The sequence below is a fragment of the Actinomyces naeslundii genome (assembly GCF_001956585.1).
GTDB classification, from domain to species: domain Bacteria; phylum Actinomycetota; class Actinomycetes; order Actinomycetales; family Actinomycetaceae; genus Actinomyces; species Actinomyces naeslundii.
Genome location: NZ_MSRR01000015.1, coordinates 1 through 19,183, shown reverse-complemented (window position 1 = coordinate 19,183; position 19,183 = coordinate 1). Strand labels below are relative to the sequence as shown.

Genomic DNA, 19,183 nt, shown 5'->3' with positions numbered 1-19,183 from the left:
TTCTACTATGCATATCCTATGAGTTTCATTCTGCATTTGACTGCACGCCGTACGACGAGACTCAAACCGGCTTCCAGCCCGGATCTCCATTTCGATCCGCGTAGCGACCCGAGTCAAGGCACCGCCACTCAGTGCAGACGCATGTCATTCTTGATCTGACTCGTAGAAACCTCGGGAGTCCGAGGAAGGTAGACGACCTCACACAGCCCCTCGAGCTGATCATCGAACTCTCCGCTCCAGTCATCACCCATGACGAAGACATCAATACCGTACCTGGAGATATCCTCGGTCTTCTGCCCCCATGTCAGCTCGGGCACCACAAGGTCGACATACCGAATGGCCTCGAGCATCACCTTGCGCTCCTCATAGGAGAAGTAGGCACGCTTTCCTTTTCCGGCATTGAACTCATCACTGGAGAGCGCCACCATCAGAAAGTCACCCAGCGCTCGCGCGCGCCTCAGCAACGCAATATGACCGTAGTGGAGCAGGTCATAAGTGCCATAGGTGATCACACGCTTCATAAGGTCACTTCCTGGTTGGATGGTCGAGGACCGCCCGCGTGACGACGCGCAGGCAAACCACCGTGAGTATTCCTCAGCCACCAGGAGATATTGAAGGTGTCGCAGAACCGATGCAATACCGATATATGGTCGAAATCTAGGACGCCACCTCATTGCTGCACCTCACAGGTGCATCGACCTTATCGAACCGACTATCGCACGTTTATGTCACAATTCTTCTTAACAGTATTTTCTAGACCTGAACTCATCGACGCATCGCCGCCTGTCAGCGCAGGAAACGAGTGATCCACCCACGGATCCAGGCCAGGTTCTCCAGGACTGGCGCCGGATCAACCTCCAACACTTCTCGGCGAGCAGCCTGGACATCGAAGTCACCCAGGATCCGGTTCAGATGGAAGGTGAGCTCATCATGATCGAGGGCGACCGGCAGTCCCGACCTGCGGGGCCAGTCGCCGTACAGGCCTCTCTCGACATCACGGTAGTGCTCCAGGTCCGGCACGTAGACCACCGCCGGCTTCCCGGTGAGGGCGAAGTCGAGGAAGATGCTGGAGTAGTCCGAGACCAGGACATCGGCCGCCATCATAAGTTCCTCAATGTTTGGATAGCGACTGACGTCAACCAGCCCGGGACCAGGCCTGGCACGGTTCATGTGGTGTGTGCGCATGAGGACCACCGCATCCGTGCGATGAGCCGGGTACACCTCTCCCAGCAGTCCTTGCCCGTTGCTGTGCCCAGCCAGGCCCTCTGGGTGACGCAGCCTCTCGCGCCAGGTCGGCGCATAGAGGATGACCCGCTGCTCCTCACCGATACCGAGATCGGAACGCACCCGCCGCCCCACCTCAATGCCACCAAGTAGCCTGACGTTTCGGGGGTACTCCCCCACCCGGACCTGCCCGCCGTACCCCAGCGCCCGCCTCAGACGCTGTTCGGCCTCCCGGTTCTGAGCCAGCAGCAGGTCCCACTGGGGAACCTGACGGGCCATGAGCCGCTGGTAGCGCAGACTGACGGATCCCGGGGCGGCGTCGTGAAGCAGCTTCTTGATCGGAGTGCCGTGCCAGGTCTGGAGCAGGTGCTGCCCCTCACGCTTGGAGAACCAGTCGGGAAGGTGGTCGTTGGTAACGATGACACGTGAGGTACGCAGCGCCTCCACCCACTCCTGTGATCCGACGACGACCGGGACCGCGCCCGACGGGACCGGAACCGTACCGTCGACCACCGACCACCACAGGGGCGCGCGCACATCGTGGGCAGCCAGGTCCTCGCAGATCGCAGCCGGATTGTCTCCCCCGCTGCGTCCACCGAAGGACTCCATGAAGACTGCCGGCCTCAGGGCCTCTGCCTCACGCTCAACGAGGAACCGACGGCCCCGTCGTGAGCGTTCCCGAGGCGTCAGCGGAGGAATGACGGCCACGGCCACGGAGCCGTCACGCCGGGTGATGATCCGCGCGCGGCGTGCTGGGCGCCCGGAGCCTCCCCCGGGGACAACGTCATCGGGCACCACCGCGCCGCCGGCGGGTGCCGGAACGATGGGAGCCTCAATGGCGGGGCCGTCGATTCCCTCCCCTGCCCGGCAGACCCCTTCGATGCGGTGGTCGGGCTCGTCCTCCGGCGTGGCGCTCCAGCCCACCGTGTAGGTCCCCAGCTGGACGTCGGTATCGACCAGACCAAGGTTCGCCGTCCACTCGCCGCCCGGCGCTAGGACGGCAGGTACCGTCATCCGGCCGCCGCTGCAGCTGACGACGATGTCCAGCTCCGCTGGGGCCCCCGTCACCGTTCCGGACAGCACCATCGTTGCGTCGACAGCCAGACACGCTCCGTGGAGCACGACGTCGATCGGCATGCTGGGTAGCAGCTCGCTCCCCCGGCTCCCGGTCTTCACCGAGGCGACCTGGAGCAGCCCCCGTTCACCGCGCACTGCCAAGCACCGCCCGGACTCCGACGGCGCCAGGCGCCACCTGCTGGAACCGGCCGGTTGCGGCATCCATGTCCACACCCTTCGCCCTGCTATGCGGGTCACCACCCGGAACCACACGGTGCTGCCGGGCTCGAGCCGCAGACGCACCGTGATCCCCGAGGGGAGGTAGGAGCGCCACGGGTCACCGGCCTCCAGGTCGGCGCGAGGCGCCTGACAGCGATCCACCTCGGTGCGCCGTCGAACTCTCCCATCCGCGTCGACAACCTCAATGACCGGACGATCGGTCAGGCTCGGGTCGACTCCCCAGACCCAGGCGCAGCCGCGTACCTCCAGGGTCCGGGGACCGACCCAGCGCGCCGTGTCGGTACTGACGTGCAGTCTCAGATCGACGTCTTGGAGCTCGGTGAGTCGGCCGGGCACCGTGATCCGTTCCAGAAAGCGCGGCTCGGGGCGCAGAGTCCCCGCCTCAAGGACCAGGGGAAGGCGGTTCAGGTCCTCAAGCCGCCGGCCGATCAGATCCTCAAGCTCCTCGGCACTGGCCGGATCGTCTCGCGTGAGGAGCCACAGCACGAGCCGATCGAGCAGCGCGGTCGAGTCCCAAAGAGAGTCCTCAGCGGCCGGAAGCACCCTCTTCGCCGTGCGACGGAGTCCGCGGACGAAGTCAGGCCGCTCCCGGTGAGCGCGCTCAGCCAGACGAACAAGGTCCCGGTTCAGGCGTCCGGCAACCAGGCGCCGACGCACCGACGGCGGTGCGCCCGCGGCCATCTGCGCCAGGACCCCCACCTCTGTCAGGAGGGCGGCGGGCTCGGTGTCCGCACTCGGGCCACGAGCCACCGATCCGACACGCCAGGTGTAGACCTCCTCATCAAGCACGTCGATGCGTGTCGCAGCGAGGAGCACCGAGAGGGTCCTGGCGGGCAGCGACACCGGTGAGGTTCGCAGTGCACCGAGCCGTCTTGGCCGTGTCCACAGCCACCGGCGAGCCATGACCGCGCCGGCCACAAGGTCCTCAACCACCTCGGGCACCTGGACCAGTGGCTCTCCGAGGCGGGGTTCCCTGGGTGGTCCCGTCCTCTGCCTGGCGCCGGTTGACGGTGTCAGGGAACGCGAGCGCGCAACGACAACGTCAGAACCCGACAGATCCAGGCACTGAATCATTCTCTGACAGGCACCGGCCACAAGGGCGTCTCCGCCGTGGACGATAGTGACTAGGCGTCCTCGCGCTCGTTTCAAGGCGGTCTCCAGGTCACCCGGGTCGCCACCGCGTTCGCTGGGCAGAACCCGGACACGCCGGTCCTTGGTGGACAGGCGAGTCGCTATCTGCTCACCAGAGCTCTGCGTGTCGGCTCCCTGCCCGACGACGACCAGGACCTCCAGGTCCTTGAAGCTCTGGTTGAGCACGGATCGGATGGCCCCTTCCAGGTGAGGGCCGGCCCCCACTGCTCGGACGATGACACTGAGTCGGGGCCGGTGCACGGCGCGCAGAGCCGCGCCGAGGAGACGTCGACCGCCCACGTCCTTCTACCCCGCCAACAGGGGACTCCGGCGGCGCCAGAGCCCTGTGGCATCAATGACGGTCCGCCCCTTGAGCAGGAGCGGATCGAGATCGGAGAACTCCTGGTGGCTGACCAGCACCACAACGACGTCGGCCTGCTCGACGGCCTGTCGGCATCCGGTCAGCCGCACGTTGGCCCACCGAGCCAGAGACGGCGGAAGCGCGTCGGCACGCGGCTCAGCCACCAGGACCCGGGCGTGGGGCGCGCCGGCGGCCACCTGCTCGGTAATCGCGAGTGCGGGCGACTGACGCAGATCGTCGACGTCGGCCTTGAAGGTCAGGCCGAGCACCGCCACAGTCGGCGAGACCAGTCCTTCCAGCGCCTGAAGGATGCGCCCGACGTAGTAGGCGGGCCGGGAGTCGTTGACCTGGCGAGCCGTGCGGATGAGCCTGGTCTCCTCGGGCGCGGAGGAGACCAGGAACCATGGGTCCACGGCGATGCAGTGGCCACCCACCCCGGGCCCCGGGTGCAGGATGCTCACCCGAGGATGGCGGTTGGCCAGGTCGATGAGCTCCCAGACGTCCACCCCGGCCCGGTCGCAGACGAGGGCCAGCTCGTTGGCGAAGGCGATATTGAGGTCACGGAAGGAGTTCTCCGTCAGCTTGGTCATCTCGGCGGTGGTGGCGTCGGTGAGAACCAGCTCGCCCCGGCAGAAGGTGGCGTACAGATCCCGGGCCAGATGCGAGGCCTCGGGGGTCAGCCCACCGATGACCCGGGAGTTGGTCACCATCTCGGTCATGATGCGTCCGGGCAGCACTCGTTCGGGACAGTGGGCGACATGCACCCGACGACGTCCCCCGCTGCCGTCCAGTGAGAGATCCGGACGCATCGAGATGAGCGCCTCAGCCAGGGCGCGAGTAGTGCCGGGCGGACAGGTCGACTCCAGGACGATGAGCTCGTCCCCAGTGAGGCACGGGGCGATCTGCCTGGTGGCGGCCTCGACCAGGGAGAGGTCGGCCGTGTTCCCCTCTCGCGTCAACGGCGTCGGCACGGCGATGACGTAAGTTCGTGCCGATGGTGTCACCGTCTGGGCACGCAGACGCCCCGCACCGACCTGCTCGGCCAGGACGGTGGCGAGCCCGTCCTCGAGGAAGGGCAGCTCTCCGCGGTTGACGGCCTCGACACGTTCCCGAAGCCGATCCACTCCGACGACGTCGAGTCCGGCACGGGCCAGGACGGCGGCCGTTGGCAGACCGATGTACCCCAGCCCGATGACGGCGACGTCAGCTACTCCAGCAGCGTTAGTCATGAGTCTCCATGCATCTGTATGCGTCCCACGGGGCGGCCCCGGGACTGCTCCGCCTCTGGGCGCTAGTTCACCGTGACGGGAAGCAGCTCAACGGCGCCGGGGTGCTCGGCGAGGTAGGACCCCACCCGGTCCTCGGCGAAGGCCTTGAACAAGGGCGCATCCGTGTCGCTGTCGAGCCGGACGATGGACTGGCCGTCCCCGGAGGTACCCGTGCCGGCGGTCGGTACGGTCATGAACTTGATGTCGTTGCTGTGCAGGTGACGCACTCCCAGGGCCAGGGACTGCATCTGGTTGATGGTGAAGGACTCGTCCACGGCGACCGTCCGGGAGGCGGTCTTGAGGAAGGAGTAGAGATCCGTGGGACTCGACAGGGTGCCGCCGGAGAGGGCCTTGCTCGCGATGGCACGCATCCAGCTCTGCTGGCGCTTGACGCGGTCGAAGTCGCCGTCCGGGAGTGAGGATCGCTCACGGGTGTAGGCCAGGGCCTGAGCTCCGTTGAGAGCCTGCGGACCGGCGCCGAGTTTCTTACCGGCAATCGTCTGGGGCGTCTTGAGGTTGATGCGCACCCCGCCGATCTCGTCGGTCAGGGCGACGAAGGACTCGAAATTCGCCACCGCGAAGTGATCGATGTGAATCCCGGTGAGGTTCTCCACGGTGTGGATCGTCAGCGAAGGGCCGCCATAGGAGTAGGCGGCGTTGATCTTGCCCTGACCATGACCGGGGATGTCCACCCAGGAGTCGCGGGGGATCGACATGACCGAGACGGTCTTCCTGTCGCCGCTGATCTGCAGGATCATGATCGCATCAGTACGCTGGGCGCCCTCCGCCCACTGGGACGGGTCGGATGCGCTGGTGCGGGAGTCGGTCCCCAGGACCAGGATGTTGGTGGCCGCCTCCTGACCGGCCGGCACCGACTGCCGCGGTGCTCGCGTGGCGATACCGGCGAAGGGATCGGCAATGGTCTCGATACCGGAGGCCAGGGAGTGTCGTACCCACAGGGCAAGGCCCCCCGTGGCCAGGGTCAGGACCAGGAATATCGCCAGCACGCTGAGGAGAGCGATCCTCCAGCCCCGGCCGGGACGACGTCGGGCGCCACCGGATGACACCGCTGCGGCATCTGAGGAAGCAGCAGCGGCACTGAGGTCAGCGCCATCGGCACCGTCGGCACTGTGGGCACCCGGGATGGTTCCGGCGTCATCCTTTTTCGCCAGGTCGCCTTCAGGATCAGGCAGGGGGGTCTGGGTCATGACGCATATAGCACCACACTTTTTTCAAGCGTTTTGCCCGGATCTCCCATTTTCAAGGCGATCCGGGCAAGATCATCATGAAATGAGATGCAACTGAGACGAGAGTAATCTCCTCGTCATCATTCAAATCTCGTCCAGAATATCTTTCCGCACAATCAGAAGAATGCCCTTCGGTTATTCTACGAACGAGGAGGGACGAGCTGATACATCCACCCGTAGGGGTCCTCGGCATGGCCGGACTGGATGGACGTGAGCCGGTCATGGATCTGCCGGGTGACCTCACTGCCCTCGATACGGGCATCGAATCCCTCGCCCTTGAGATGCCCCAAGGGCACGACAACAGCCGCGGTACCGCAGGCGAACACCTCGCTGACCCGGCCCGACTCGATGTCCGCCAGCAGCCCCTCAAGGCTGATGGTGTCTTCGACGACGTTCCGCCCCGAGTCACGCAGCATGCGGATGATGGCGCTGCGGGTGGAGCCCTCGAGGATGGTCCCGGTCAGCTGCGGCGTGCGCACGGTTCCGTCGGCGTCGACGACCATGATGTTCATACCGCCGAGCTCTTCGAGGTTCTTCTGCGAGACGTCATCAAGGAAACAGACCTGATCACAGCCCTGCGCATAGGCCTCCTGCTGAGGAAGCAGGGAGGAGGCGTAGTTGCCCCCGGTCTTGGCCGCTCCGGTTCCTCCGCGTCCGGCACGGTGGTACTCGGTGCTGACCCATATGGAGATGGGCTCAAGGCCATGGGTGAAGTAGGAGCCCGAGGGCGAGGCGATGACGTAGTAGTCGACCACCTTCGAAGGACGCACTCCGAGGAATGCCTCGGAGGCGAAGGCGAAGGGACGCAGATAGAGGGACTCCCCCTCACCCGAGGGCACCCAGGCGGCATCGGCGCGTACCAGATCCACCAGGGAGGCCACGAAGTCCTCCTCTGACAGATCGGGAAGAGCCAGACGCCGGGCCGAGGCGTTGAGGCGGGCCGCGTTGTAGCGGGGTCGGAAGGTCCACACCGATCCGTCGTCGTGCCGGTAGGCCTTGATGCCCTCGAAGATCTCCTGACCGTAGTGGAGCACGGCGGTGGCCGGGGATAGGCTGAGGTTGCCGTAAGGAATGACGCCGTAGTCGCCCCAGCCCTCACCCTGCTTCCAGCGAGCGTGGGCCATATGGTCGGTGAAGGAGTCGCCGAAGTGGAGACCCGCCAGGATCGCCTTGCGCTCGTCCTCGGCGACGGGCGACGGGTTGGCGGTCAGGGGGAAGCGACCGGCGATTGCGTCGGCCTCAGGAACGGGGACCTCAGCGGCACGGGCCAGGGATGTGGATGCGAAGTCGGTTGAGGCGGCGTCTGTCTCAGGCATAGGCCCACCCTACCGCCGAGGCCACAACTCGGACACATCCTTCCCATATCCTGACTCAAAGCCGGGGCAACGACTAGGTTCCGGCCATGCGCTCCGCCCGGCAGCCTTCGCACAGCCCCCACCGCGGCGTCCGGAGCAACGACGTCCGAGACCACACACTCTCCTGCAACCTCCTGGTCGCGGTCATACGTCTCACGCTCCTCGACCTACCAGGTGAGCGCCGAGGTGACCAGCAGCCCAGAGCTGGTCGCGACCGGGGCGACGACCATGCGTTGTCCGAGCACTGGGCCATCTCCTTGGCCGGCGAGTACCCGGACTACAGGCAGACCGCGCGGATGGAGCTCACGACGGCCAACCGGTCCGAGTCCTATGCCGGTATCGCTACGACCTTCAGTGCCAGCATCGCCGGTTCTCAGGTCGTCGGGAGGTCCTTCGCGCGGGTATGGTCCGCCGACAGCGCCGCTCTGCCCGTGACCCACGGTGTGCCAGCAGAGGAGCTTCGATACGACGTCCTGGGACGCGGTTGTTCATGGCATGACGATCGAGGACCTATCGGGGCAGTCCCGCTGGCCGGAAAGATCACCGGAGCCTGCAACACCAACCGCCCCCACCTCCGGCTGAGCCTCCACCTCCTGCATGAGGGGGCTCCGTGCACGACGAGCGTCCCCGGCCGACCACCGGTCACGGCTCTTGCGACCGCTCCTGGCCCTCAGGGGGATTCCTCCTGACATCAGCGGAGTCCTGCGGACCCGATGGCGTCGTGTCCGCAGCGGCATCGGACGGAGACTGCGACGTAGCTCCGCCTGCCCAAGACTGGGCGGGATCATCCGCCTCGGCCCGGCTCGAACGATCCTCCTGCTCGCTGTCGACCGTCGGCGCAGACAGCCGATCCGGATTCGGAGTGTGCCGCCGAGCGGCAACCGCCACCTCAACCCGGAATGTCTCAACCTCGGAGTCAGTGAGCGGGTCGTCAGCCAGGACGTCGCCCGCATAGCCCAACGATCCCGACAGGCACGAGCCACGCGGCAACGTGGCGCCGGAGACCGAGGAACGACACGCACGGACTAACGACGATCACCAGATCGTTCTGTCACGCTAGGGACACAAAGGCCACCGCGACATCTCAATGCGATGTCGCAGCTGCCCCCTTGGCCACAGCGGCGGCGATGGCGTCACCGATCTGGCCGGTCGTACGCTCGGCGCCGGCGACGCGGGCAGCCATGTCGACCTTGACACCGGCCTCGACCCGGCCGGCAGCCTCGGCAAGCCCCAGATGGTCGAGCATGAGGGCCACGGCGCTGATCGTGGCGGTCGGGTCGGCCTTCCCCTGTCCGGCGATGTCGGGGGCCGAGCCGTGGACGGGCTCGAACATGGAGGGGAAGACCCCCTCGGGGTTGATGTTGCCCGAGGCCGACAGCCCGATACCACCGGTGACGGCACCCGCCTCGTCGGTGAGGATGTCGCCGAAGAGGTTGTCGGTGACGATGACGTCGAAGCGACCAGGGTCGGTGACCATGTAGATGGTGGCGGCATCCACGTGGCAGTAGTCAACGACCACCTCGGGATACTCAGCACCGACGGCCTCGACGATGCGGCGCCACAGGCCCCCGGCGTGAACCAGCACGTTGTGCTTGTGGACAAGAGTGAGGTGCTTGGCCGCCCTGGACTGGGCCTTGGCGAAGGCGTAGCGGACCAGGCGCTCCACGCCGTAGGCCGTGTTGACGCTGACCTCGGTGGCGATCTCATGCGCCGTGCCCTGCCGCACAACGCCGCCGTTTCCGCAGTACAGGCCCTCTGTCCCCTCACGCACCACGACGAAGTCGATGTCACCGGGATCGGCCAGCGGCGTCGGCACTCCCGGGTAGTAGACCGAGGGACGCAGGTTGACGTAGTGGTCCAGGGCGAAGCGCAGGCGCAGGAGCAGACCGCGCTCGAGGACCCCGGAGGGGACGGACGGGTCACCGACGGCACCCAGCAGGATGGCGTCGTGTCCCCTGATCGCCTCGAGGTCCTCATCGGTGAGAGTCTGTCCGGTCCGGTGCCAGCGCTCGGCCCCCAGGTCGAAGGTGGTCGGCAGGACCGTGACACCGGTCCTCTCCAGCGCCCGATCGAGAACCTTGAGCCCCTCGGGAACGACCTCCTTGCCGATGCCGTCGCCCGGGATTACTGCCAGCTTGATGGTCTGCGTCATGAGACCACCTTAGGACATGGTCACGATACGAGACGAGAAGTCCACCTGATGAGCGAATCGCACAGTCGCGTTTCGACCGACGGTCGGTTAGTCTTGCTCCAGCGACTACATCAAGGAGGAGCCATGCCACGCACCCACCGTCCTGCTGCTCAACGTCGCGAGGAGATTCTCGACGCCGCGCACACCCTGTTCACCACCAAGGGCTTCCAGCCCACCACCATGGAGGACATCCTGAGGGTCGTGGGCATCGCCAAGGGGACGCTCTACTACCACTTCCCCAGCAAGGAGCAGATCCTCAGGGCTCTTGTCCTGCGCATCGTCGGCCAGGTGGAGCAGCGCGCCCGTGAGCTCGCCGCCTCATCGGCTCCGGCAGTGGACAAGCTCAAGGCGATCATGGCCGCGATGCGGGTCGAGGGCACCGAGTCCGAGCTCATCGAGCAGTTCCACACGCCTGGAAACGCGGAGTTTCACCTGTTGTCCATCACGGCCATGATCGAGCATCTGACCCCGGTCCTCGCCGATGTCGTCACCCAGGGGGTGAGCGAGGGCTCCTTCACCACTGAGCGGCCTTATGACGCCATCGAGCTGCTTTTGAGCGCCTCGGGCATCCTCCTGGACCACGAGATCCTGGAAGCCGGCCCCGACGAGCTCGCCCGCCGCCACGAGAGTCTCGTCTGGGCGAGCGAGACGCTTCTGGGCGCCCGGCCGGGAAGCCTGTCCATCCTCGCGGAGGCAGGCTCATGAGACACGTCGGCCTACTTGTCCTGGGCTCATTCATCAACTCACTGGGAACGGGTCTGACTGCCTTCGGACTGGCGGTCATCATGCTGCGCGCCCATGGAACGGCCTCCTCCGTGGCAGTCATCCAGATGAGCGCCTTCGCCCCACTCGTCCTCCTGGCACCCTTGGCCGGAGTTCTTGCCGACCGCTACGACCGCCGCCTCATGATGATCATCGGAGATGCCGGTTCGGTGCTCGGACTGGGCCTCATCCTTGCGGCCCTGTCCTCGCCCCGCCCCTCCTTGGCCTGGATCTGCACGGGGGCCGTCCTCTCCTCCTGCCTCGCCGCGCTCACCGAGCCGGCACTGAGGGCCAGCGTCACCGACCTGGTGACCGAGGAGGACTACGTGCGCTCCTCCGGGCTGCTTCAGCTGGCATCCGCGGCGAAGTACCTGCTGGCTCCGGCCGCGGCGGGGTTCCTCATGCCGCTCGTCGGCGTTCGGGGGCTCGTCCTGCTCGACGCCAGCACCTGCCTGGTCACAGTGGGGTGCACCATGACAGTGCGCCGGGCTCTGGCAGCAGGTGCGTCGCAGCGCGCAGCAGCCCAGCCCGGTGACGACCACGATGTCCTGGCGGGCTGGAGGACCATCACCGCCTCCCCCGGCCTGCGCACCCTCGTGGCTCTCATGACACTGGCGACCCTCGCTATCGGAGTCATCCAGGTTCTCATCAAGCCGATTCTCCTGCCCACCGTGACCACCTCTGAGATGGGCGTGATCGAGACCATCGCAGCCACCGGTATGCTTGTGGGGGCCGCCCTGGTCACCGCCTGGAAGAGCGCGCAGCCGACGACGCTGCTAGCGGCGGGGCTGGCTGGGACCGGCGCCGCCATGGTGCTGGTCCCCCTGGGGCCTGGGGCCTGGTGGGTGACCGCCTGCGGGTTTCTCACCTTCGGCAGCCTTCCCCTGTCCCAGGCAGGTGCGGAGGTCCTCGTGCGCACGCAGGTCGACAACACTCGGCAGGCACGGACCTGGGGCACCATCAGCATGGTCACCCAGCTGGGCTACCTGGCGGCCTACCTGTGCTCCGGGGTACTGGTCGACCGCGTGCTTCAGCCTCTGCTGGAGCCAGGACAGAGGTTGTCCGCCAGTCTCGGAGCCGTCGTCGGCATCGGCCCAGGACGCGGCGCCGCACTGCTCGTGGGCATCATGGGGCTGGTCATGGCCATGGTGGCCCTCGGCGTCCGTCTCCAACGCCAACGGCTCGCCTGAGCCAAGCGACAACGCAGGCAAATGTGGCGGTGCCCCGACGACCTGAGTCGTCGGGGCACCGCCGTACGCCGGCCTTAGCGGTCCTCAGCGGGCCACAGAGCCCTCGGTGTAGTCCTTGTCGACGTCGGCACGCCAGGCGAACATGGAACGCACCTCACGGCCGGTGGCCTCGATGGGGTGGGCCTCGCCCTCGGCGCGGAGCTTCTTGAACTCCGGGGCGCCGGCGGCCTGGTCGTCCATGAAGCGCTTGGCGAAGGTCCCGTCCTGAATGTCGGCGAGGACCTCCTTCATGTGGTCCTTGACCTCGGGCGTGATGACGCGCGGACCGGAGACGTAGTCGCCGTACTCTGCGGTGTCGGAGCAGGACCAGCGCTGCTTGGAGATGCCGCCCTCGTTGATGAGGTCGACGATGAGCTTCATCTCGTGGCAGACCTCGAAGTAGGCCATCTCGGGCTGGTAGCCGGCCTCGACCAGGGTCTCGAAGCCGTACTGGATGAGCTTGGAGACGCCACCGCACAGGACGGTCTGCTCGCCGAAGAGGTCGGTCTCGGTCTCCTCGCGGAAGGTGGTCTTGATGGCACCGGCGCGCGTACCGCCGATGGCCCTGGCGTAGGACAGCACAAGGTCCCAGGCGGTGCCGGTGGCGTCCTGCTCCACGCAGACCAGCACGGGCACGCCCCGGCCGGCCTCGAACTCACGGCGCACCGTGTGGCCGGGACCCTTGGGAGCCACCATGACGACGTCAATGTCCGCGGCCGGCTTGATGTAGTCGAAGTGGATGTTGAAGCCGTGGGAGAACAGCAGGGCGGAGCCGGCCTTGATGTTCGGCTCGATCTCCTCGCGGTAGAGGGCGGCCTGCACCTGGTCAGGGGCCAGGACGGTGATGACGTCGGCCCAGGCGACCGCCTCGGCGATCGGCTTGACGGGCAGGCCCGCTTCCTCGGCCTTGGCCACGGAGGAGGAGCCCTCGCGCAGGCCGACGACGACCTCCACGCCGGAGTCGCGCAGGTTCAGAGCGTGAGCGTGCCCCTGGGAACCGTAGCCGATGACGGCGACCTTCTTGGACTGGATGACGGACAGGTCGGCGTCGTCGTCGTAGAACTTCTCAGCTGCCATGATTGCTTCTCACTTCTCCTTGAGTTGATCGGTGATGGATCGTGGGCCGCGCGTGATCGCCACGGCACCGGACTGGACAATCTCTTTGACGCCGTACGGCTGGAGAGCCGTCAGCAGAGCCTTGACCTTGGATTCTGAGCCGATGGTCTCGATGACCACCGACGTCGGGGCGACGTCGACGACATGGGCGCGGAACAGGTCGACGACCTGGAGCACCGCAGTGCGGTTGGCGTCATCCGCGTGCACCTTGATGAGGTAGAGCTCGCGCTCGACAGAGGTGTCGGGATCCAGCTCAACGATTTTAAGAACGTTGACCAGCTTGTTGAGCTGCTTGGTGACCTGTTCCATAGCCAGCCCCTCAGCGTCGGCGATCACCGTGATGCGTGAGATGTCCTCGTGCTCGGTAGGGCCGACGGCCAAGGAGTGGATGTTGAAGCCCCGACGCGTGAACAGCGCCGACACCCGGGTCAGGACGCCAGGCTTGTTCTCCACCAGGACGGACAGCGTGTGCTTCTCGCTCACGGCGCTCACTCCTCTTCCCACACCGGGCTCATGCCGCGGGCGTGCTGGATCTCGTCATTGGAAACCCCGGCGGCGACCATGGGCCACACCTGGGCGTCCGCGGAGACGATGAAGTCGACGACGACGGGGCGGTCGTTGATGGCATTGGCCTGCGCGATGACGTCGTCCAGGTCCTCCAGGCGCTCGCACCGCAGCCCGACTGCCCCGTAGGCCTCGGCCATCTTGACGAAGTCGGGAACTCGCTTCGTTCCGGCCCCGGTATGCAGGTCGGTATTGGAGTAGCGCTGCCCGTAGAACAGGGTCTGCCACTGCCGCACCATGCCCAGCGAGGAGTTGTTGATGACAGCGACCTTGATGGGAATGTTGTTGAGGGTGCAGGTGGCCAGCTCCTGGTTGGTCATCTGGAAGCAGCCGTCCCCGTCGATGAGCCACACCGGACGGTCGGGGCAGGCCTCCTTGGCACCCATGGCGGCGGGCAGGCCGTACCCCATGGTGCCGGCACCGGCGGAGGTGAGCCAGGAGTGGGGGCGACGGAAAGTGAGGTAGTGCGCCGACCACATCTGGTGCTGCCCCACACCCGTGACCCAGATGGTGTCCTCGGATGCGGCCCGGTTGAGGTGCGTGATGACCTCCTGAGGCTGAAGCAGCCCGTCGTCGGTATCGGTCCAGCCCGTGGGGTAGGTGGCCTGGATGCGCTCGACCTCACGCCGCCACGGCGTGATGTCAACCCGCCCCTCAGCGGAGACGTGGTCACGGAACTCGGCACTCAGGGCAGGGACGACGTCGGTCAGATCGCCAACGATCGGGACGTCGGCGGTGCGGATCTTGGAGATCTCGGCCGGGTCGACGTCGACGTGGATGACCGAGGCCTTCGTGGCGAAGGTGTCTGGCCTACCGGTGACCCGGTCATCGAAGCGGGCCCCCAGGCAGACGACGACATCGGCCCGTTGCAGGGCCCCGACGGCGGCAACGGTTCCGTGCATTCCGGGCATCTGCAGGTTGAGCGGATGCTCACTGGGCATGACGTCCAGCGCGGTCAGCGTGGTGACGAACGGCGCCCCGATGAGATCGATGAGCTCGGCCAGGTCATCGGAGGGCACCTGCGCACGATTCAGGCCACCGCCGAGGTAGAGGACGGGGCGGTCGGCAGCGGCGATCACCTCGGCGGCCTGAGCCAGGCGCCGCTGATTGGGCTTGCCGGGCAGACGGTAGCCGGGCAGGTCCCGGGCCGGGGGCCACACGAACTCAGTGGGCCTCTCCTGGGCGTCCTTGGAGATGTCGATGAGGACGGGTCCAGGACGACCGGTTGAGGCCATGTGGAAGGCCTCAGCCACACGCGGAACAATGTCCTCGGGACGGGTGATGAGGAAGGAATGCTTGACGAAGGGCATCGTGGCACCGACGATGTCGGCCTCCTGAAAGGCATCCGTCCCGATTCCACGACTTCCGACCTGGCCGGTGATGGCCAGCATCGGCACCGAGTCCATGTGCGCGTCGGCGATGGCGGTGATGAGGTTGGTAGCACCGGGGCCGGATGTCGCCACGCAGACTCCGGGCCGGCCCGTGACCATGGCGTAGCCCTCGGCGGCGTGGCCGGCACCCTGCTCATGGCGCACCAGAACGTGCCTGATCCTCGTCGAGGCGAGCAGTGGGTCGTAGAAGGGCAGAATGGCACCGCCCGGCATCCCGAAGATGTCAGTGACACCAAGCTCTTCCAGCGCGCGCACCAGAGCCTGGGCGCCTGTCATGACCTGTTGGTCCTGACGTGCGGGAGCGTCATCGCGGGTCATCGCTCGCTCTCCTTCTCCGTGCTTACCGTCCGGCGACCTGCCGGGTAATGAACGTTAGATCAGTGTTCACAGAGAGTCATATCGAGACACCTGTTGTCTCGCATCATGGAATCACGGACGTGGTGGGTCGCCTGCGGCCCGTCCCCTCCCCCGCCCCGAACTGCCTCTTTCGGAATCGTCTCCGGCCGACGAGCCCGGACCTTGGTATGCCATGAGCCCCGTCAGAGATGCCACAATAACCCTATTACTCATGACAAACATCCGCCGCGTCACTATCAGCGGCGAGACGGAAGGCGGCACAGCGACGTGGTCACCACTGTCCTGCACTATCTGTTAGACAACCCGGTTGTCATCGTGCTCCTCATGGTCGGCGCCGGACTGCTGCTCTGGCGCGCCAGGCGCAGGAGCATACGCGTCCCGGCAACGGTCCTCCTGGCCGCCAGCACCGCTCTCCTGGGCTGGAAGGTGGCGCACGCCAATGTCCTGCACCACTTGTCCGAGAACGTGGTTCTCGTCCTGTTCCTCCTGGTCGGCACCGGGATGCTGCTGGGGCACGTCAAGATCAAGGGAGTAAGCCTCGGAGCTGCGGCGGTGCTGTTCTGCGGCATCGCGTTGGCGGCCTGGGGAACGTCTGCAGCAACGCCGATCGAGGTTCCTCGAGAGCTGGGAACGCTGGGGCTGGCGATCTTCACCTTCGCCATCGGGATCCAGTCCGGGCCGAACTTCTTTCACGTCATCCGAACCGCCGGTGGTCCGTTGGCCATCCTCCTGGGCGTACTGAGCGTGGCGGCCCTGGCGGCCGTGGGGGTAGGACGTCTCCTCGGCCTCAAGGCATCGATGATCGCCGGCGCCTTCGCCGGCGCTGTTACCAACACTCCTGCCCTGGCGGCGGCCGGTAACGCTGCTGCCATGGCTGGTGACAAGGCAGGACCAGGAGACGCCACCGTGGCCTATGCCGTCACCTACCTCTACGGTGTCATCGGCATGCTGTTCTTCTGTCTGCTGGCACTGCGTTACCGTCGCAGCGACAAGGACACCCCTTCTCCGCTCATCAACCGCACCATCCGGGTGGAGCGCGAGGACGGTCCGCTCCTGGGCAACATTGTCGAGACCATCTCGGGAGAGCTGCGATTCTCTCGCCTGCGTCGGGGTGAGAAGGGCCCGATCACCCGACCGACGAACGACGACCGGCTGTACAAGGATGATCTCATCACCGTCGTCGGCACCCAGGATGCCGTGAACCAGGCGATCAAGGCGGTGGGCCACGGCTCCTCGCACTCACTCATTGAGGACCGCAAGTACCTCGACTTCCGCCGTATCACGGTCTCGGACCCGAAGCTGGCCGGCCGCACCATCGGTGAGCTCGACATCGACCACCATTTCGGAGCAACGATCTCTCGGGTACGCCGCGGCGACGTCGATATGGTGGGCACCCCGGATCTGGTGTTGCAGCAAGGAGACCGGGTTCGCGTCGTCGGTCCGACCGGACGCATGAAGGAGATCTCGACGTACTTCGGCGACTCGTCGCGAGGGCTGTCCTCCATCAACCCGGTGGCGCTGGGCCTGGGGATGGCACTGGGCATCTTCATCGGTGAGTGGAAGTTCCTCACGCCCACCGGCGCGACCTTCTCCATTGGATCGGCCGCCGGAACACTCCTGGTCGGGCTCATCTTCGGGCGTATCGGACGCATCGGAAAGTCCGTGACCGCCATGCCCTTCACTGCCACGGCGGTGCTCTCGGAGTTCGGACTTCTCGTCTTCCTGGCCCAGGCGGGCACCAAGGCGGGTGGCGAGATCGCCCACGCATTCACCGGAGGCGACTGGTGGAAGATCTTCATGACCGGATTCGTCGTCACCACCATTGTGGGACTGGGGATCTACGCCTCCATGCGCTGGGTGGTCAAGATGGGCGGGACCCGTCTGTCCGGCCTCATCGGAGGCGTTCAGACGCAGCCGGCGATTCTGGCCTTCGCCAATGAGCGCACCGGTGCCGACCCGCGGGTCGCCCTGGGCTACGCAATGGTCTATCCCGTAGCGATGATCGTCAAGATCTTCATCGCCCAGGTCCTGGGCGGGCTCTGAGCCTTGCTGTACTGAGACACCCAGGCCTTGCACCGCTGGCCCACCTGCAACAGTGGCCCGCCGCTTCATGTCAGCGGCGGGCCACTCTCGCGTCAGCTGAACACCGCAAGGCTCGGCGTCAGTCCTCCAAGGGCTGCGACGCGGCCTCGGCACGGTCGTGAGGAAGCTCCATGTGACCGGAGGTGGCCACATCATGGCGCCAGTTATGGTCGGTAATGATGCGAGCCAGGGCAAGACCGACACCGATGGCCGTGATGACGAAGAAGACCTCAGCCAAGTTCGTGGCCGCGTCGCCGACGTCGACTCCCTTGTCCACCGATAGCGTGTTGAGTGCTGAAATCGCCCGGTAGAAGGGAACCCCGGGAATCATGATGACGACGGCGGGCACCGAGAGCGCCACCCTGGACAGAGAGGCACGGGAAACGAAGAGCTGAGCCAGCAGTCCGATCGTCACCGCGGCCAGCCCCACGGCGAGCTGCCACGGGACATGGAAGACGTCAATGAGAAGCAGCCTTCCGGTGTTGGCCAAAGCCCCAACCACCGCAGCCAGCATGCTGGCCTTAACGCCTGCATTGAACAGCATGGCGAAACCGTAGGCGGCGATGAACGAGCAGAAGCACCGCAGAACGTAGAGAAGGGGACCGTCGAGAGTGGTGCCGCTGGCCGCCGCAACATCCCAGCGGAAGATGAAGGTCACGGTCCAGACGGCAACACCCGCTGCTGCCATGACCATGAGAACGTAGGCGCTGCGTGAGAGGGCAGACGAGAAGTCCTGTCGGAACAGGTCGAGCATCGCCGTCACCATGGGGAAACCGGGAATGAGGAACAAGATGGCGGAGATGATGCCGCCTTGATGATTTCCTGCCACCACACCAGCGGCGTTCAGCGCCGTCACGATTCCCATGTAGGTGCCAGAGGCAACGACACCGCAAACGAGCCAGGTGAAGAAGTGCTGGTAGTGACGCTCAAGCATCTGCCGGCGGATGAACTGACCCAGAAACGCGGCCACGAGCACCGTCAGGCACTCAACCCAACCGCCCTTGTTGAGGAAGCAGAATCCGGCACAGGCCACGCCCGATGCTGCGGCGTTGGCGAAGGCGTTATAGCGGGCGTGCATCTTCTCGACCTGTTCAAGCTTGGCCTCAAGGTGCTCAACGGTCTCGTGTGCGCGTAGATCGTGGACGATCCTGCGCAGAGCCTCCAGCCGATCGACGTTGACGCCCACCCGACGCACCTCGCAGGCCTCAGTGCGGAAACGGCTACCGACGTACGAGGACGTGACGATCTCTGTCATTGTCACCGTGGCCTCATGACGGTCCAGGCCGACGGCGGAGGCCGCTCTGGCCATCGACGACTTGATGCGGTAGGAGCCTGCGCCTGCTGCAAGCATGAGGCGCCCAAGATGCAGCACCACATCGGACTGCTGCATGAGGCGGTCGGCGTCAAGGTTCTGCTCGTGGCCGCTCGAATGGAAAGAAGGTAGATCGGTGTCAGTCACAGAGACAATGGTGCACCGTAAGATGCCCCTGTGTCAGATCGTCCGGTGCCCCAACTCGCATGCACCGGTGTGCTGTAGGAGCAAAAGACGGTAGGGCCCATGAGATCGTGGTGATCTCATGGGCCCTACGGTGGTGTGTGCTCGGTGGTG

Annotated in this window: 13 protein-coding genes; 3 read left to right on the top strand and 10 right to left on the bottom strand. The window is 65.8% G+C overall.

The genetic code is table 11. The features are described from left to right. Window positions 1-128 precede the first annotated feature (128 nt). From tagD to BKH33_RS07915, 6 genes are all read right to left on the bottom strand, one after another. On the bottom strand, window positions 129-521 hold the full coding sequence (gene tagD, locus BKH33_RS07945; protein ID WP_003784765.1) for a glycerol-3-phosphate cytidylyltransferase: 393 nt from the start codon (window positions 519-521) through the stop codon (window positions 129-131). A gap of 265 nt (window positions 522-786) precedes the next feature. Continuing rightward, the gene (locus BKH33_RS07940; protein ID WP_043539731.1) at window positions 787-3,951 is read right to left on the bottom strand and encodes a bifunctional glycosyltransferase/CDP-glycerol:glycerophosphate glycerophosphotransferase; all 3,165 of its coding nucleotides are present in this window, start codon (window positions 3,949-3,951) and stop codon (window positions 787-789) included. 6 nt (window positions 3,952-3,957) lie between these two features. Then, window positions 3,958-5,241: a UDP-N-acetyl-D-mannosamine dehydrogenase gene (gene wecC, locus BKH33_RS07935; protein WP_076071058.1), complete on the bottom strand. Its 1,284-nt coding sequence runs from the start codon at window positions 5,239-5,241 to the stop codon at window positions 3,958-3,960. A 62-nt stretch (window positions 5,242-5,303) separates the two neighbouring features. Beyond that, the gene (locus BKH33_RS07930) at window positions 5,304-6,488 is read right to left on the bottom strand and encodes an LCP family protein (protein WP_003784775.1); all 1,185 of its coding nucleotides are present in this window, start codon (window positions 6,486-6,488) and stop codon (window positions 5,304-5,306) included. 179 nt (window positions 6,489-6,667) lie between these two features. Continuing rightward, on the bottom strand, window positions 6,668-7,843 hold the full coding sequence (locus BKH33_RS07925) for a branched-chain amino acid aminotransferase (protein WP_003784728.1): 1,176 nt from the start codon (window positions 7,841-7,843) through the stop codon (window positions 6,668-6,670). 1,123 nt (window positions 7,844-8,966) lie between these two features. Beyond that, window positions 8,967-10,034: a 3-isopropylmalate dehydrogenase gene (locus BKH33_RS07915; RefSeq protein WP_003784770.1), complete on the bottom strand. Its 1,068-nt coding sequence runs from the start codon at window positions 10,032-10,034 to the stop codon at window positions 8,967-8,969. Window positions 10,035-10,157: 123 nt separating this feature from the next. Between BKH33_RS07915 and BKH33_RS07910 the strand changes: the two genes are divergently transcribed. Further along, a complete protein-coding gene (locus BKH33_RS07910) occupies window positions 10,158-10,778 on the top strand; it encodes a TetR/AcrR family transcriptional regulator (RefSeq protein WP_003784757.1) in 621 nt (206 codons plus the stop codon). Continuing rightward, window positions 10,775-12,025, top strand: a complete 1,251-nt coding sequence (locus tag BKH33_RS07905; RefSeq protein ID WP_003784751.1) for an MFS transporter — start codon at window positions 10,775-10,777, stop codon at window positions 12,023-12,025. The genes BKH33_RS07910 and BKH33_RS07905 overlap by 4 nt, the downstream gene beginning before the upstream one ends. An 84-nt stretch (window positions 12,026-12,109) precedes the next feature. On the opposite strand, the gene ilvC is transcribed toward BKH33_RS07905, so the two are convergent. The 3 genes from ilvC to BKH33_RS07890 are packed head-to-tail and all read right to left on the bottom strand — an operon-like array spanning window position 12,110 to window position 15,453. Then, a complete protein-coding gene (gene ilvC / locus BKH33_RS07900) occupies window positions 12,110-13,141 on the bottom strand; it encodes a ketol-acid reductoisomerase (RefSeq protein ID WP_003784773.1) in 1,032 nt (343 codons plus the stop codon). Window positions 13,142-13,150: 9 nt separating this feature from the next. Then, window positions 13,151-13,663 (bottom strand): acetolactate synthase small subunit, encoded by a 513-nt coding sequence (gene ilvN / locus BKH33_RS07895; protein ID WP_003784785.1) that lies wholly within the window; start codon window positions 13,661-13,663, stop codon window positions 13,151-13,153. A 5-nt stretch (window positions 13,664-13,668) separates the two neighbouring features. Next, a complete protein-coding gene (locus tag BKH33_RS07890; protein ID WP_003784718.1) occupies window positions 13,669-15,453 on the bottom strand; it encodes an acetolactate synthase large subunit in 1,785 nt (594 codons plus the stop codon). Window positions 15,454-15,816: 363 nt separating this feature from the next. On the opposite strand from BKH33_RS07890, the gene BKH33_RS07885 reads away from it, so the two are divergent. Continuing rightward, window positions 15,817-17,535 carry an aspartate:alanine exchanger family transporter gene (locus tag BKH33_RS07885; protein ID WP_232621563.1) on the top strand — a complete coding sequence of 573 codons (1,719 nt, stop codon included), beginning with the start codon at window positions 15,817-15,819 and terminating at the stop codon, window positions 17,533-17,535. Between the two features lie 118 nt (window positions 17,536-17,653). On the opposite strand, the gene BKH33_RS07880 is transcribed toward BKH33_RS07885, so the two are convergent. Further along, window positions 17,654-19,033, bottom strand: a complete 1,380-nt coding sequence (locus tag BKH33_RS07880) for a threonine/serine exporter family protein (RefSeq protein ID WP_003779694.1) — start codon at window positions 19,031-19,033, stop codon at window positions 17,654-17,656. Window positions 19,034-19,183: the final 150 nt, after the last annotated feature.